Source organism: Methylobacterium sp. WL64 (assembly GCF_008039945.1).
Taxonomy (GTDB): domain Bacteria; phylum Pseudomonadota; class Alphaproteobacteria; order Rhizobiales; family Beijerinckiaceae; genus Methylobacterium.
This window is the reverse complement of the sequence record NZ_VRVA01000001.1, coordinates 1-14000: the sequence shown is the minus strand read 5'-3', so window position 1 is coordinate 14000 and position 14000 is coordinate 1. Positions and strand designations below refer to the sequence as shown.

General features: G+C 69.2%; 13 protein-coding genes. 9 read left to right on the top strand and 4 right to left on the bottom strand.

The genetic code is table 11. The features are described 5' to 3' along the window. Positions 1–621 (bottom strand): urease subunit gamma, encoded by a 621-nt coding sequence (locus FV242_RS00060; protein ID WP_147937504.1) that lies wholly within the window; start codon positions 619–621, stop codon positions 1–3. A gap of 70 nt (positions 622–691) precedes the next feature. Beyond that, positions 692–1705 (bottom strand): LysR family transcriptional regulator, encoded by a 1014-nt coding sequence (locus FV242_RS00055; RefSeq protein WP_147906878.1) that lies wholly within the window; start codon positions 1703–1705, stop codon positions 692–694. Positions 1706–1802: 97 nt separating this feature from the next. On the opposite strand from FV242_RS00055, the gene FV242_RS36245 reads away from it, so the two are divergent. The 3 genes from FV242_RS36245 to FV242_RS00040 are packed head-to-tail and all read left to right on the top strand — an operon-like array spanning position 1803 to position 3876. Beyond that, entirely contained in the window at positions 1803–3053 is a 1251-nt protein-coding gene (locus tag FV242_RS36245; protein WP_147937503.1) for a GNAT family N-acetyltransferase, read from the top strand. Further along, positions 3050–3661 carry a cysteine hydrolase gene (locus FV242_RS00045; RefSeq protein ID WP_147937502.1) on the top strand — a complete coding sequence of 204 codons (612 nt, stop codon included), beginning with the start codon at positions 3050–3052 and terminating at the stop codon, positions 3659–3661. The genes FV242_RS36245 and FV242_RS00045 overlap by 4 nt, the downstream gene beginning before the upstream one ends. After that, positions 3658–3876 carry a hypothetical protein gene (locus tag FV242_RS00040; RefSeq protein WP_147906875.1) on the top strand — a complete coding sequence of 73 codons (219 nt, stop codon included), beginning with the start codon at positions 3658–3660 and terminating at the stop codon, positions 3874–3876. The genes FV242_RS00045 and FV242_RS00040 overlap by 4 nt, the downstream gene beginning before the upstream one ends. A 4-nt stretch (positions 3877–3880) precedes the next feature. Here the strand turns inward: FV242_RS00040 and FV242_RS34250 are convergent, their stop codons facing one another. After that, a complete protein-coding gene (locus tag FV242_RS34250; RefSeq protein WP_187278291.1) occupies positions 3881–4054 on the bottom strand; it encodes a hypothetical protein in 174 nt (57 codons plus the stop codon). Between the two features lie 446 nt (positions 4055–4500). Then, positions 4501–4800 carry an HOOK family protein gene (locus tag FV242_RS00035; RefSeq protein ID WP_246692544.1) on the bottom strand — a complete coding sequence of 100 codons (300 nt, stop codon included), beginning with the start codon at positions 4798–4800 and terminating at the stop codon, positions 4501–4503. Positions 4801–5073: 273 nt separating this feature from the next. Between FV242_RS00035 and FV242_RS00030 the strand changes: the two genes are divergently transcribed. The 6 genes from FV242_RS00030 to FV242_RS00005 all read left to right on the top strand — a co-directional run bounded on the left by FV242_RS00030 (position 5074) and on the right by FV242_RS00005 (position 13824). Continuing rightward, positions 5074–6273: an efflux RND transporter periplasmic adaptor subunit gene (locus tag FV242_RS00030; RefSeq protein ID WP_147906874.1), complete on the top strand. Its 1200-nt coding sequence runs from the start codon at positions 5074–5076 to the stop codon at positions 6271–6273. A 49-nt stretch (positions 6274–6322) separates the two neighbouring features. Continuing rightward, a complete protein-coding gene (locus FV242_RS00025; RefSeq protein WP_147937501.1) occupies positions 6323–9481 on the top strand; it encodes an efflux RND transporter permease subunit in 3159 nt (1052 codons plus the stop codon). 141 nt (positions 9482–9622) lie between these two features. Further along, positions 9623–10759: a CaiB/BaiF CoA-transferase family protein gene (locus FV242_RS00020; protein WP_147937500.1), complete on the top strand. Its 1137-nt coding sequence runs from the start codon at positions 9623–9625 to the stop codon at positions 10757–10759. A 326-nt stretch (positions 10760–11085) separates the two neighbouring features. Beyond that, positions 11086–11835 carry an SDR family oxidoreductase gene (locus FV242_RS00015; protein WP_147937499.1) on the top strand — a complete coding sequence of 250 codons (750 nt, stop codon included), beginning with the start codon at positions 11086–11088 and terminating at the stop codon, positions 11833–11835. Positions 11836–11843: 8 nt separating this feature from the next. Continuing rightward, positions 11844–12992, top strand: coding sequence for an acyl-CoA dehydrogenase family protein (locus FV242_RS00010; RefSeq protein WP_147937498.1), 1149 nt, complete (start codon positions 11844–11846; stop codon positions 12990–12992). Between the two features lies 1 nt (position 12993). Next, a complete protein-coding gene (locus FV242_RS00005; protein WP_147937497.1) occupies positions 12994–13824 on the top strand; it encodes a MaoC family dehydratase N-terminal domain-containing protein in 831 nt (276 codons plus the stop codon). The last annotated feature ends 176 nt before the right edge of the window (positions 13825–14000 follow it).

Genomic DNA, 14000 nt, shown 5'->3' with positions numbered 1-14000 from the left:
TCACAGCTTGCCCATCACGTCCCCCCGGAAGCCGTACACGGTGCGACCGCCCGAGAGCGGCACCAGCACGACCTCCCGGGTGGAGCCCGGCTCGAACCGCACCGCCGTGCCGGGCGCGATGTCGAGGCGCCGGCCGCGGGCTTTCTCGCGCTCGAAAACGAGGCCGGGGTTCACCTCGAAGAAATGGTAGTGCGAGCCGACCTGGATCGGCCGGTCGCCGGTGTTGGCCACCGCGATCACCGCGCGGTCGGCCTCTGCGTTGAAGACGATCTCGCCGGGCAACGTGGTGACCTGGCCGGGCACGTCGGCCGAGAGCGCCCCGCGGATCGGGTGATGCACCGTCACGAGCTTCGTCCCATCCGGGAAGGTCGCCTCGACCTGGATGTCGGGGATCATCTCCGCGATGCCGGGCATCACTTGGTCCACCGTCAGAACGTTCGCCCCCGCCTGCATCAGCTCGGCCACCGTGCGCCCGTCGCGCGCGCCCTCGACCACGAAGTCGGTGATCAGCGCCACGGCCTCCGGGTGGTTCAGCTTGACGCCGCGCGCCTGGCGGTTGCGCGCCACCTGCGCCGCCATGGCGATCAGCAGCTTGTCCTTTTCGCGGGGCGTCAGCAGCACGTGAGAACCTCGTCGTTGCGGCCATGCGAGCAAGAAACATGCGCGCCGCGGGGTCAAGGCTCGGCGCGTCTCACTCCGTCATCGCGGTGAAACCCGCGAACAGGTCGGGCAGCGGCTCGCCCCGGATCCGGCTCGGAAGGTCGCGCGGATGGATGAACTCGTCCCGGAACCACGGGTAGCGGCCCGGATCGAAGGAGTTGCGCAACCAGTCGATGACGCGGCGGACGCGACCGATCCGCTCCGCATCGGGGTGGTAGGTCAACCATATGTCGAGACCGTAGCGGCCGAGATTGTCCACCGGGACGACCTGGGCCCCGATGGCGGTGGCGTAGGTCGGCAACAGGCCGATCCCCGCGCCTTTCGCGATCGCCCAGTAATAGGCGCTGCTGACGTTGATCTTCAGCGTCACGGGAATCTCGGCGGGAAATCCCTCCAGGCCTTTCGCATAGTCTTCGAGGCCTATCGTCTGGCTCGCGGCCTGGACCACGATCCGGTGCCGCGCGAGATCCGCCGGCTTCTCCGGCAATCCGTAGATCTGCTCGTAGCTGCGCGCGGCGTAGGGCATGATGTGCATGCGCCCGAGCTTGACCATGCGCAGGTCGGGGCTCGTCGGCCGCGTGAGCTGGATCGAGACGTCCGCCTCCAGCCGCAGCACGTCGGCGGATTCCATGGCGCAGCGCAAATCGACGGTCAGGCGCGGATTGGCGCGCTGAAACTCCACTAGCCGTGGTGCCAGCCAGAACGCGCCGAGGCCTTCCGTGACCGCGATGCGCACCTCGCCGGTCTCGGCGAACGGGGCCGCGTCGCCCGCGAGCATCAGCCCGAACGCCGCCGTCTCCATGCGGCTCGCGGCCTCCAGGATCGCTCGCCCCTCGGCGGTCAACCGTACCCCGTCGATGTGCCGGGTGATCAGCGGTGCGCCGATCCGCGCTTCGAGGTCACTGACCCGCCGCCGGATCGAATTGATCGAGAGCCCGAGGCTGGCCGCCGCCGAACGGAAGCTGCCGCACCGATGCAGGGTGAGGAACACCCGGACACTCTGCCAATCGGGCATCGAGCCGTGGTCGACCTCGACCCGTTCCATCCGCGGAACACCCCTGTTTCAAATCATGCACATACAGCGACTGCGCTAGATGCGAAGTGCTGCAGCGTCAATCCGTTCCCGAATGACAGGTCATCCGATGACGGTGCACGTCGCTCACCCCCGTTTCGCGGCACAGAACCCGCCGCCACTGAGCATTCCGCCGCTGCTCCCGGAGCCGCGCCATGACCTCGGCGCGATGCGGGTCGAGCGGGTCGCCCGGCACCTCGTCGCCTTCCTGCCGACGCCGGACGACCTCGGACGGCTCATCGAGGCGGCGCGGGTGGACCTGCCCGACCTGGCACCGCTCGCCACGGTGCAGCGGGTGCTGTCGATCAATCCCGACAGCGTCGTCGCGATCGCCCAGCGACACCGGTTCGACGCCGCCGATCCACGCGGCGAGGGCTTCGTGGCCTGCCTGATGCTGAACGGCGCCGGTCTCGCGGCCTTGAAGGCGGGAACGTTCGATGCAGCCGAACCGCCCTCCGCCATGCTGGTCGGGCAGCATGAGCGTCCGGCCGCGATCTACGTCTGGGGCGTGTATGCGCGTCGTCGGCTCGCCGGCGGCGTCGGCCTCGTGTTCGACCGCCTGTCGAGCCCCCTGTACCAGGGCGTCGATTTCTACGCCCGCGCGGCGACGCCCGAGGGCGCCGACCTGCTCACCACCCTGGGCTTCGCCAGGGGCGGGGGAGCGAGCGGACACCTCTATCATTTCGCGCGCACGCCGGTCCCAGAGATCTCGCCGCCCTACGACAGCCACAGGCCCGGCCTCAGCGGCGTCAGCGTCGCCGTAGCGCGCAGCTTCGAGGATCTCGCCCGGGTCGTCGCCCTGCGGGCCGCCGTCTACATGGCCGAGCAGGCCTGCCCGTACGAGGAGGAGTTCGACGGCAACGACCTCTCGGCCACCCACCTGATCGGCTATGTCGGCGACGAGCCGGCCGGCTGCCTGCGGATCCGCTTCTTCGCCGACTTCGCCAAGATCGAGCGGCTGGCCGTCCGGGCGGAATACCGCAACACCCGCATGGCCTTCGCGCTGGTCCGGGCCGGGATCGAGCTGGCCCGGGTCAAGGGGTATCGCCGGCTCTACGGCCACGCACAGAAGCGCCTCGTCGGATTCTGGAGCCGGTTCGGCTTCCGGGTCTTCGAGGGCGCGCAGGAACTCGTGTTCTCGGATTTCGACTATGTCGAGATGCTGCTGGAGGCGGAGCCGCACCCGGAGGCGATCGGGATCGGCGTCGATCCCTACGTGATCATCCGCCCCGAGGGCCGGTGGCACAAGGCGGGCGCGCTGGACCGGTCGCGCGCCAGGGCGGTGACGCGGCCCTCCGTCGACGGGCCCCTGTCGCAATGACCCGCCACTTGAACCCGGCGCTGTACCGGCGGCCGAGCAGCGTGCCTGTGCTGGTCCTGGTCGACATGCAGCAGGAATACGAGGTCGCCGGCCGCCCGCTGGCCCTTCCGGGCATCGCCCCGGCGCTGGAGAAGTGCCGGCTGGCCCTCGATCATGCCCGGGACAGCGGCATCCCGATCGCCTACGTGCGCTGGATCGGGGCTCCCCTCTTCCAGGCCGGCTCGCGGTTCGCCCGCTGGATCGAGGGGTTCGAGCCTCACGGGTGCGACATGGTCTTCGACCGGGACCGGCCGTCCTGCTACGCCAGCCCGGCCTTCGCCGACGCGATGGAGCGCGGCGGCGTGCAATTGGTGATCGCGGGTTTCGCCGGCGAGGCCGCCTGTCTCGCCACGGCGATCGATGGCTTCCATCGCGGGCAGGAGGTGACGTTCCTGTCCGACGCCTCGGCCAGCCACGATCTCGAAGGCATCGCGGCCCACGATGTGCACCGCTCGATCAGCGCGGTGATGCGCGCCTTCGCGGATGTCATGGACACGCAAGCCTGGGTCGCGGCGTCCGCGCCGTTCAGGCCCGTATCAACCCCGCTGAATCCCTCGGCACGCCAATGACCGGTTCCGATCCCCACGAACGCGCCGCACCGCAGAGCCCCAAGAACTACGACGCCATCGATCGCCGGCTCGGGCAACATGCGGTGGGTCTGGTTCAGGCCGCCCGCGAAAGCGGAGACGCGGCATTGATCGCGCAGGCCGAGGCCATGGCCATGGCGGTGGGGTTCGCCCTCGCGTCCCGCCTGCCGGCTCACCCGGAGGCCGGTGAGGCCTGACGGGTCAGACGACCGTGTCGTCGCCGTCGATGAGGCGCATGGCGCGCAGCCGTGCGGTGCGCTCGTCGCGCGATCGCAGGTCGGCCCGGATGGCAGCCCAGAGCGCCGCCGCCTCGGCCATGCGCTCAGGCTCGACCGCCGCGTCGGTCTCGGTCTCGCGCTGATCGAACGCGTCCATGTCGTGGCATCCCGCGCCTTGAGGTGCGGTCCGGTAACAGCACAAACCTTCCGCGGTCCAGCCTCAAATACAGGCATCGCGTGTACAACCGGCGCAAATCGTCACGACCGACAGGTTTCACGGATGGCTGAGCTGTCGCCGGGCACATTGCGAGGCCGGCGGAACTGAGACTTCCACGCCCGCACGGCGGATTGCATGGGTTGGACGACACGTCGAACCGCCGAATGCTTTGTCGGCTCCAGGCAGGGGGTCGGTTCGACGGACGCCGCCGAACCTCAGCGCGTCCCGGCGGATCGGGCCACCGCCGCTATGAGCGGGTCGCGACCGACCGGTTGCCGGCCGGGACGCCAGCTTCGCCACATCCCGGAAACACAACGGACACGCAAAGGTGCCACCTGTCCGGCCAGCGCGGCCTCGTGCCTTCGGCATGACGGACCGGACCTTGCTCAGACCTTCGTCAGCGTGGCGATGATGGAATCGACGACGTCGATCTGGTGCTGCACGTCCACAAGCCGCGGACCTGCGGCCGCGCCGTCGCCGAGCACGAAGGTGCCCTTCTGCCGGCGCGCGTCGCGCAGCTTGCGTACGGATGCGGCGATGGTCTGCCGCTCCTCGATCAGCGCCGCCCGCAACTCGGTCAGGCCATCCAATTCCAGCGTCTCGGCCATGCGGCGTCCCGGTCTCCTGGCTTCGCGATCCGGCCGGCGGGCATTCCAGCGCGTCGTCGAACCGGCTTTCTGGCTCATCTGCGGGGCTGTTGTCACGGGCGCAATCGGTCCGGGACGGACACGACGAGCGCCGCCTCGCCCTAATGTCGCCGTGACGATTGTATGCTAGGGAATGCAATATTCTTTCGAGGCGCATCGCGGAGTTTCGCGGCGGCGTCGCGGGATCGCCGCGAGCTTCGCGGCCCGATCACGCAAGGCCCAATCCGGCATGTCGCGCGATGATGACAGCCATCGCGGCACGACCCGATCGGACGAGGCTGTCGCGTTACACGGCGGAGGGGGCTGCGGCCGATGACAGGTGAGCGGAAGCCGCGGCGGTCCCGCGGTTTGGTGACGACGATCGTGGCCGTGGCGGTGCTGGGCGGCGGGGCCTACGGGTACGTGCGCACGACCCAGCGGCCCGTCGCCAAGGCGAAGGCGGCCGCCCCGATCGCCGTTCCGGTGACGGCCGGGATGGTCGAGCAGGGTCCGTTCGCGCTGGTGCTGAACGGCCTGGGCACGGTCCAGGCCTACAACACCGTTCAGGTGCGCACCCGGGTCGACGGCGAGATCAATCAGGTCGCGTTCCGCGAGGGCCAGAATGTCCACAAGGGCGACATCCTGGTCCAGATCGACCCGCGCCCCTACCAGGCGACCCTGGACCAGGCGAAGGCCAAGAAGGACCAGGACACCGCCAACCTCAACAACGCCAAGGCGGACCTCGTCCGCTACACGGGACTGGGCGCCTACGCGTCGCGCCAGCAGACCGAGACGCAGACCGCCCTGGTCGCCCAGTTGACCGCGCAGGTCGCCTCCGATCAGGCCTCCATCGACAACGCCACCACGCAGCTCGGCTACGCGACGATCCGGGCGCCAATCGACGGCGTGACCGGCTTCCGGCAGGTCGACATCGGCAACATCGTCAACGCCGCGGGACAGTCGGCGATCGTCACCATCACCCAGGTCGAGCCGATCTTCGTGGTGTTCACGGCGCCCGAGGACCAGTTGCCCGCGATCGTGGCAGCCCTGCGCGCCGGCGAGGTGCCGGTGGAGGCGCGGACCACGGACGGGCTGACCAAGCTGGCGGACGGCAAGCTAGCCTTGTTCAACAACCAGGTCGACACCGCGACCGGCACGATCCGCCTGAAGGCCGTGTTCCAGAACCAGAACCACGCCCTCTGGCCCGGCCTGTCGGTCTCGACCCGGATGCGGGTCGGCACGGTGGCGGCCGCTACGACGGTACCGGACGATGCCGTCCAGCACGGCCCGGACGGCCTGTTCGCCTTCGTGATCGACGAATCCAACCACGCGCATCAGCGCACGCTGAAGGCGGGGCGCTCCGATTCCGGCCGGACGCAGGTTCTGGGCGGTGACATCAAGCCGGGCGAGCGGGTGATCACCGCCGGGCAGTACAAGGTGCAGGACGGCAGCCTCGTGGCCGATCCCCACGCGGCCCACACCGCGCAGGCGGAGACGGGCGCCGCAATCCGGTCGGCCGAGGCCAAGCCGTGATCGGGTCCGGGTCGGACGGGGCGACGGCCATGCCGCAAGAGGGTCTGCGATGAAAGCTGGCATCTCGGCGCCGTTCATCCGCTTCCCGGTGGCGACCACGCTGATCATGGTCGGCATCCTGTTCCTCGGGATGGTGGCCTACCCGCTGCTCGGCGTCGCGCCCCTGCCGCAGGTGGATTTCCCGACGATCCAGGTCACCGCGCAATTGCCCGGCGCCAGCCCGGAGACCATGGCCTCCTCGGTGGCGCAGCCGCTGGAGCGGCAATTCTCGCAGATCCCGGGCGTCGCCCAGATGACCTCGACCAGCTCGCTGGGCATCTCGACGGTCACGGTCCAGTTCGACCTCAACCGCAACATCGACGGTGCCGCCAGCGATATCCAGGCGGCGATCAACGCGGCGAGCGGGCAGCTGCCGAAGAGCCTGCCGAGCCCACCGACCTACCGCAAGGTGAACCCGGCCGATTCGCCGATCCTGCTGCTCTCGGCCACCTCCGACAGCATGCCGCTGATCGACGTGGACGACGCGGTGGACGTGCAGCTCGCCCAGCGCATCAGCCAGATCTCGGGCGTCGCGCAGGTGTTCATCGGCGGCCAGCAGAAGCCCGCAGTGCGGATCCAGGTCGATCCGGCCAAGCTCGTCGCCAAGGGCCTGTCGCTGGAAGATATCCGCGCGCCCCTCTCGCTCACCACGGTGAACAACCCGAAGGGCAGCATCGACGGAACGAGTCACAGCTACACGATCTACGCCAACGACCAGCTCACCACGGCGCAGAACTGGAACGACGTGATCGTCGCCTACCGGGACGGCGCCCCGTTGCGGGTGCGGGACATCGGCACCGCGGTCGCCGGCCCCGAGGATACCAAGCAGGCCGGCTGGACCAACGGCCAGCGCGGCGTGTTCCTGGTAGTCTTCAAGCAGCCGGGCGCCAACGTCATCGACACGGTGGACAGCATCAAGGCGCAGTTGCCGCGCCTGACCGCGACCCTGCCGGCCGGCATCAAGATCGGCATCCTCAGCGACCGCACGCAAACCATCCGGGCCTCCGTGGAGGACGTACAGTTCACGCTGCTGATCACCATCGTGTTGGTGGTCGGGGTGATCTTCGTGTTCCTGCGCAGCTTCTGGGCGACCGTGATCCCGAGCGTGACCGTGCCGCTCGCCCTGCTCGGCGCCTGCGCGCTGATGTGGCTCGCCGGCTATACCCTCGACAACCTGTCCCTGATGGCGCTGACCATCTCGGTCGGCTTCGTGGTCGACGACGCCATCGTGGTGCTGGAGAACATCAGCCGCTACGTCGAGGAGGGGATGCGGCCCATGGAGGCCGCGTTCAAGGGCGCGGGCGAGATCGGCTTCACCATCGTCTCCATCTCGGTCTCGCTGATCGCGGTGCTGATCCCGCTGCTGCTGATGGGCGGCATCATCGGCCGCCTGTTCCGGGAATTCGCCGTCGTCCTGTCGATGACCATCGCGGTCTCGGCCTTCGTGTCCCTGACGCTGACGCCCATGATGGCGGCGCGGCTCCTGAAGCCCCACGGCACCGGGCACCACGGCCGCCTCTACCGGGCGAGCGAGGCGGTGTTCGACGGGCTGTTGTCGTCCTACGCGAAGGGCCTCGACCTCGCCCTGCGCTTCCGGTTCGTCACGCTGCTGACCTTCTTCGCGACGCTGGCTCTGACGATCCACCTGTTCATCGTCATTCCGAAGGGCTTCTTCCCGCAGCAGGACACCGGCTTCATGATCGGCGTCACCGAGGCCGGGCAGGACATCTCGTTCTCGGCGATGAAGACGCTGCAGGAGAAGGTCGGCGCCATCGTCCAGGCCGATCCGGACGTGGCGACGGTGGGCATGTCGCTCGGCGGCAACGGCCAGGCGCTGAATTCGGGGCGGATGTACATCACGCTCAAGCCCCGCGAGGAGCGCGAGGCCAACGCGTTCCAGATCATCGGCCGCCTGCGGCCGAAGCTGGAGCGGGTCGAGGGGATCCGCACCTATATCCAGGCCACCCAGGACGTGCGCACCGGCGGCCGGACCTCCCGGACGCAGTTCGAGTACACCCTGCAGGACCCGGATCTCGCCGAGTTGAACACGTGGGCGCCGCGCATCCTGGACAGGATGAAGACGCTGCCGGAGCTGCGCGACGTCGCCACTGACCAGCAGAACCGCGGCACCACCCTGACCCTGGCAATCGACCGCGACGCCGCCTCCCGCTACGGCATCACGCCCCAGCTCATCGACGACACGCTGTACGACGCGTTCGGCCAACGGCAGATCGCGCAGTACTTCACGCAGCTCAACAGCTACCATGTGATCCTGGAGGTGCTGCCGGCCCTCCAGGGCAGCGTCGAGAGCCTCGACAAGATCTACATCAAGGCGCCGATCGGAGGGGGGCAGGTGCCGCTCGCGGCCTTCGCCCACTGGACGACCGAGCCCGTGGCGCCGCTCGCGGTCAACCACCAGGGCCAGTTCCCTGCGGTGACGATCAGCTTCAACCTCGCCCCCGACGTCGCGCTCGGGCAGGCGACCGAGGCGATCGGGCAGGCGATGCGCGAGCTTCAGGTGCCACCCACCGTGGTCACCGGTTTCCAGGGCACCGCGCAGGCGTTCCAGCAATCGCTGTCGACGGTGCCGCTGCTGATCCTGGCGGCCCTGTTCGTGGTCTACCTGATCCTCGGCATCCTGTACGAGAGCTTCATCCACCCGCTCACGATCCTCTCGACCCTGCCGTCCGCCGGCGTCGGCGCCCTGGCGGTGCTGATGTGGGCCGGGTACGACTTCAGCCTGATCGCGCTGATCGGCATCATCCTCCTCATCGGCATCGTGAAGAAGAACGGCATCATGCTGATCGACTTCGCCATCGTGGCCGAGCGCGAGGAGGGCCTGAGTGCCGAGGCGGCGATCCGGAAGGCGGCCCTGCTGCGTTTCCGCCCGATCCTGATGACCACCATGGCGGCGCTGCTGGGCGGCATCCCGCTGATGCTCGCCACCGGCACCGGCTCCGAGATCCGGCAGCCGCTGGGCTACGCCATGGTCGGCGGGCTGGCCGTGAGCCAGATCCTGACCCTGTTCACCACGCCGGTCATCTATGTCTACCTCGACCGGCTGGCGCACCGGTTCTCGTTCCGCGACAGGCCCGAGGCAGTCGACGCGATGCTCGCCGAGCCCGGCCGGGACGGCCACGAGGCGCAGACCCTGCGGGCCGCGGAGTGAGCTGAGCGATTTTGCGCAGGGCGCACATCGCCGGTCACGTCACCGCGTCGGTGTCACCCCGTCCCGCTTGGCGCACGCGGGCGCCGACCCAGATCCCCCGGCGGCGGCCCCGCGGGGCCTGATGGAACGCGAAGGCTGCGGATGAACCCGAACCGGCCGCTGAAAGGGCTGACAATCCTCGCCCTGGAACAGGCTGTCGCGGCACCGTACTGCACGTCGCGGCTGGCCGATGCCGGCGCCCGGGTGATCAAGATCGAGCGGCCCGAGGGGGATTTCGCCCGCGGCTACGATTCCGCCGTCAACGGGCTGGCGAGCTATTTCGTCTGGCTGAATCGCGGCAAGGAGAGCCTGGTCGCCGATATCAAGGATCCGGACGATGTCCGGCTGTTGCACGCCATCCTGGAAGACGCCGACGTGTTCGTGCAGAACCTCGCCCCAGGGGCCGCGGCCCGGGCGGGGTTCGGCGCGGCGGAGTTGCGGGCACGCTATCCGCGCCTGATCACGGTCGACATCAGCGGCTACGGCGCCGGCCACGCCTACAGCGACATGAAGGCCTACGATCTGCTGGTGCAGGCCGAGAGTGGCATGGCCGGCATCACCGGGCATCCGGCCGGTCCGGGCCGCGTCGGCGTCTCGGTCTGCGACATCGCCTGCGGGATGGACGCCCATGCCGCGGTGCTGGAGGCGCTGATCGCCCGCTCCATCTCCGACGCGGGCTGCGCCCTGGAGGTCAGCCTGTTCAGCGGCGCGGCCGACTGGATGAACGTGCCGCTGCTCTACTTCGAGGGCACCGGCCGGGAGCCGCAGCGCGTCGGCCTCGCCCATCCCACGATCTCGCCCTACGGCGCCTACCCGACGGCCGACGGCAGCCTGGTGCTCATCTCGATCCAGAACGAGCGGGAATGGGCGCGCTTCTGCGAAGGCGTATTGGGTGAGCCGGACCTCGCCCGAGCCGAGGGCTATGCCTCAAACAACGCCCGCGTGGCGAACCGCGCCGCCGTGGATCTGCGCATCGCCGCAATCCTGGTCCGGTTGAGCCGCGACGCGGCCGCCACCCGGCTCAAGGCTGCCGGCACCGCCTACGGCTTCGTCAACACCCTGGCCGACCTCGCCACCCACCCGGCCCTGGTCCGCGCCGAGGTCGAGACCCCGGCGGGCCCAGCCCACCTCGTCGCGCCCCCCGTGCTGATCGACGGCGAAGTCCGCGCGCTCGGGCGGGTGCCGGATATCGGCGAGCACAGCGAACGGATCCGGCGTGAGTTCGGGGTTGAGCGGTGAGTGGCGCGCAGTTGCGTTCGAGGACGATCCACGCTCGTCGGCCAAGGTGATGCGATGACGTCCGAACATCCGCCTCGTCATCCCGGAGCCGCGCAACGGAGCCCGGGATCCAGAAACACAGGTCGGGCGAGGTTCTGCGCCGGCGGAGAATCTAGATTCCGGGCTCGCCTGCGGCGCCCCGGAATGACGGAGAGCTTCATTCGGCTGCCCAAGTCGTACGGATTGCGCAGCTGATCGCGAAGTGGATGGAAGTACGAAAGCAGGTTTGTCGCTCAGTAAAAAAAACAGTCATCAGCCAAAGATAGACTACAGTTCGGGAGGAAACAATGAGGCTCGACGGCAAGATCGCGATCGTGACGGGGGCCGGGAGTGGGTTCGGCGCGGGCATCGCCGAGCGCTTCGCCGCCGAGGGCGCGCGCGTCGCCTGCGTGGATATCGACCGGGCGGCGGCGAAGCGGGTCGCGGCCGGGATCGGGGCGAACGCCATCGCGATCGCCGCCGATGTCGGGGCGGCGGCCGATGTCGAGGCCAGCGTCGCCGAGACCCGCGAACGGTTCGGCATCCCCCACATCCTGGTCAACAACGCCGGCACCACCCACCGCAACAAGCCGCTGCTGGAGGTCACCGAGGACGAGTTCGACCGCGTGTTCCGGGTGAACGTGAAGTCGATCTTCCACTACGTCCGGACAATCGCCCCGCTGATGCGCGACCGGGGCGGCGGCGTGATCCTCAACGTCAGCTCGACGGCGGCGCTCCGGCTGCGTCCCGGCCTGACCTGGTACAACGCCTCCAAGGGGGCGGCGAGCCTCGCCTCAAAATCGCTGGCGCTGGAATTGGCCCCCTGGAAGATCCGGGTGAACGCCCTGTGTCCGGTGATGGGCGCGACCGCGCTGCTCGAGCATTTCATGGGGGTGCCCGACACCCCGGAGAACCGCGAGAGGTTCATTGCGACGATCCCCCTCGGGCGGATGTCGCGGGCCGAAGACATCGCCGCCGCGGCCCTGTTCCTGGCCTCCGACGAGGCCGCGTTCATCACCGGGATCGACATGCCGGTCGATGGCGGCCGGACAGCCTGAGGCGCACGATGGAAGCCTATACCGAGATCCGCGAGGCGGTCGCCAAGCTCTGCGCCGGGTTTCCCGGGCCGTATTGGCGGGCGCTCGACCGGGAGATGGCCTACCCGACCGCGTTCGTGACCGCCCTCACCGAGAGCGGCTACCTGTCGGTGTTGATCCCGGAGGAATACGGCGGCTCCGGCCTGCCGCTCTCCGCCGCCGCCGCGATCCTGGAGGAGGTCCAGCGGGCCGGCTGCAACGGCGGCGCCTGCCATGCGCAGATGTACACGATGGGCACGCTGCTCCGGCACGGCTCGGAGGCGCAGAAGGCCGCCTACCTGCCGGCCATCGCGGAGGGCCGCCTGCGCCTTCAGGCCTTCGGGGTCACCGAGCCGACATCGGGCACCGATACCGGCAGCCTGAAGACGACCGCCCGGCGCGAGGGCGACCATTACATCGTCAACGGCCAGAAGATCTGGACCAGCCGGGCCGAGCACTCGGACCTGATGCTGCTCCTGGTGCGGACCACCCCGCGCACCGAGGGCATGAAGCGCACCGACGGCCTGTCGGTGCTGCTCGTCGACATGCGGGAGGCGGTCGGCCACGGCCTGACCATCCGGCCGATCCGCACCATGATGAACCACGCCACCACGGAGGTCTTCTTCGACAACCTCCGCGTCCCGGCCGTCAACCTGATCGGCGAAGAAGGAAAAGGCTTCCGGTACATCCTGTCCGGCATGAATGCCGAGCGCATCCTGATCGCCGCCGAATGCGTCGGCGACGCCAAGTGGTTCATCGACCGGGCCAAGACCTACGCGGTGGACCGCTCGGTGTTCGGCCGGCCGATCGGCGCCAACCAGGGCGTGCAGTTCCCGATCGCGAAAGCCTACGCCAACATGCGGGCGGCGGAGCTGATGGTCCGCGAGGCGCTGAGCCTCTACGAATCCGGGACCAGTCCGGGCGCGGAGGCCAACATGGCCAAGATGCTCGCCGCCGACGCCGCGTTCGAGGCCGCCAACGCCTGCATCCAGACCCATGGCGGGTTCGGATTCGCGGAGGAATACGATATCGAGCGCAAGTTCCGCGAGACGCGTCTCTACCAGGTCGCGCCGATCTCCACGAACCTGATCCTCGCCTACCTGTCCGAGCACGTGCTCGGCCTGCCGCGCGCGTACTGACATGACCGACGTCGAAGCCTGGATCGGCCGCACCCGCGAGACCTCGGATCTCGTCACGCCGCGGCTGCGCGCCGAATTCCGCGCGACCTTCACGCCGCATCTCGCCCCGGTCCCGGACGGGGCGGCGCCGCCGGCCCTGCACTGGTGCCTCGCCCCCGAGACACCGCCCGCCGACGCCCTCGGCCCGGACGGTCACGCCGCCAAGGGCGGGTTCCTGCCGCCGGTGCCTCTGCCGCGGCGGATGTGGGCCGGCGGGCAAGTCGAGACGCTGGCCGAGCTGCGCGAGGGCGATCTGGTCACCCGGACCGAGACTGTGCGCGACGTGGCGTTCAAGGAGGGGCGCAGCGGGCAGCTGTGCTTCGTGACGGTCGAGCACGCGCTCGCCACAGCAAGCGGCGTGGCGATCCGCGAGCGGCAGGACATCGTCTACCGGGAGGCGGCCGGCGCGCAGACCGGCACCGGGGCCACGGCCGAACGCGACGACGCGGCCGCCTACGAGCAGGTCTGGGCCGTGCCGGCGACGCCGACGCTGCTGTTCCGCTACTCGGCCATGACCTTCAACGGCCATCGCTTCCACTACGACCAGCCCTACGCCACGCGCGTCGAGGGCTATGCCGACCTGGTGGTCCACGGCCCGATCCAGGCGACGCTGCTGATGAACCTCGCCGCGATGCTGCTCGGCGGGGTGCCGCGCACCTTCACGCATCGCGGCGTCTCGCCGTTGACGGCCAACCAGATCGTTCGCGTGTGCGGACGGCGGAACGGAGAGACGTTCGAGGGCGTCACGTTGGACGAGGCGGACCGCGTCTGCATGCGTGCGCAGGCGGCCTGAGAGCCGGCTCGACCATTCCGGTTCCGGAGATCAAACTTCGCCGGCCTCGTGAGCGCAGCGAGGCGGCCCAGGGTCACGCGCGACGTGAAACGAGGGCGCGTCCCAAAAGCTTCGCCGTGCTCGCCATACCGGTGGGGGCACGACCAACTCGATAGAGACCCCACCCACGACCCCAC

What these genes read in the sequence shown, in the direction of transcription:
- FV242_RS00055 (WP_147906878.1), bottom strand. Translation starts at nt 1,705, where the DNA reads ATGGAACGGGTCGAGGTCGACCACGGCTCGATGCCCGATTGGCAGAGT.
- FV242_RS36245 (WP_147937503.1), top strand. Translation starts at nt 1,803, where the DNA reads ATGACGGTGCACGTCGCTCACCCCCGTTTCGCGGCACAGAACCCGCCG.
- FV242_RS00045 (WP_147937502.1), top strand. Translation starts at nt 3,050, where the DNA reads ATGACCCGCCACTTGAACCCGGCGCTGTACCGGCGGCCGAGCAGCGTG.
- FV242_RS00040 (WP_147906875.1), top strand. Translation starts at nt 3,658, where the DNA reads ATGACCGGTTCCGATCCCCACGAACGCGCCGCACCGCAGAGCCCCAAG.
- FV242_RS34250 (WP_187278291.1), bottom strand. Translation starts at nt 4,054, where the DNA reads ATGGACGCGTTCGATCAGCGCGAGACCGAGACCGACGCGGCGGTCGAG.
- FV242_RS00035 (WP_246692544.1), bottom strand. Translation starts at nt 4,800, where the DNA reads ATGAGCCAGAAAGCCGGTTCGACGACGCGCTGGAATGCCCGCCGGCCG.
- FV242_RS00030 (WP_147906874.1), top strand. Translation starts at nt 5,074, where the DNA reads ATGACAGGTGAGCGGAAGCCGCGGCGGTCCCGCGGTTTGGTGACGACG.
- FV242_RS00025 (WP_147937501.1), top strand. Translation starts at nt 6,323, where the DNA reads ATGAAAGCTGGCATCTCGGCGCCGTTCATCCGCTTCCCGGTGGCGACC.
- FV242_RS00020 (WP_147937500.1), top strand. Translation starts at nt 9,623, where the DNA reads ATGAACCCGAACCGGCCGCTGAAAGGGCTGACAATCCTCGCCCTGGAA.
- FV242_RS00015 (WP_147937499.1), top strand. Translation starts at nt 11,086, where the DNA reads ATGAGGCTCGACGGCAAGATCGCGATCGTGACGGGGGCCGGGAGTGGG.
- FV242_RS00010 (WP_147937498.1), top strand. Translation starts at nt 11,844, where the DNA reads ATGGAAGCCTATACCGAGATCCGCGAGGCGGTCGCCAAGCTCTGCGCC.
- FV242_RS00005 (WP_147937497.1), top strand. Translation starts at nt 12,994, where the DNA reads ATGACCGACGTCGAAGCCTGGATCGGCCGCACCCGCGAGACCTCGGAT.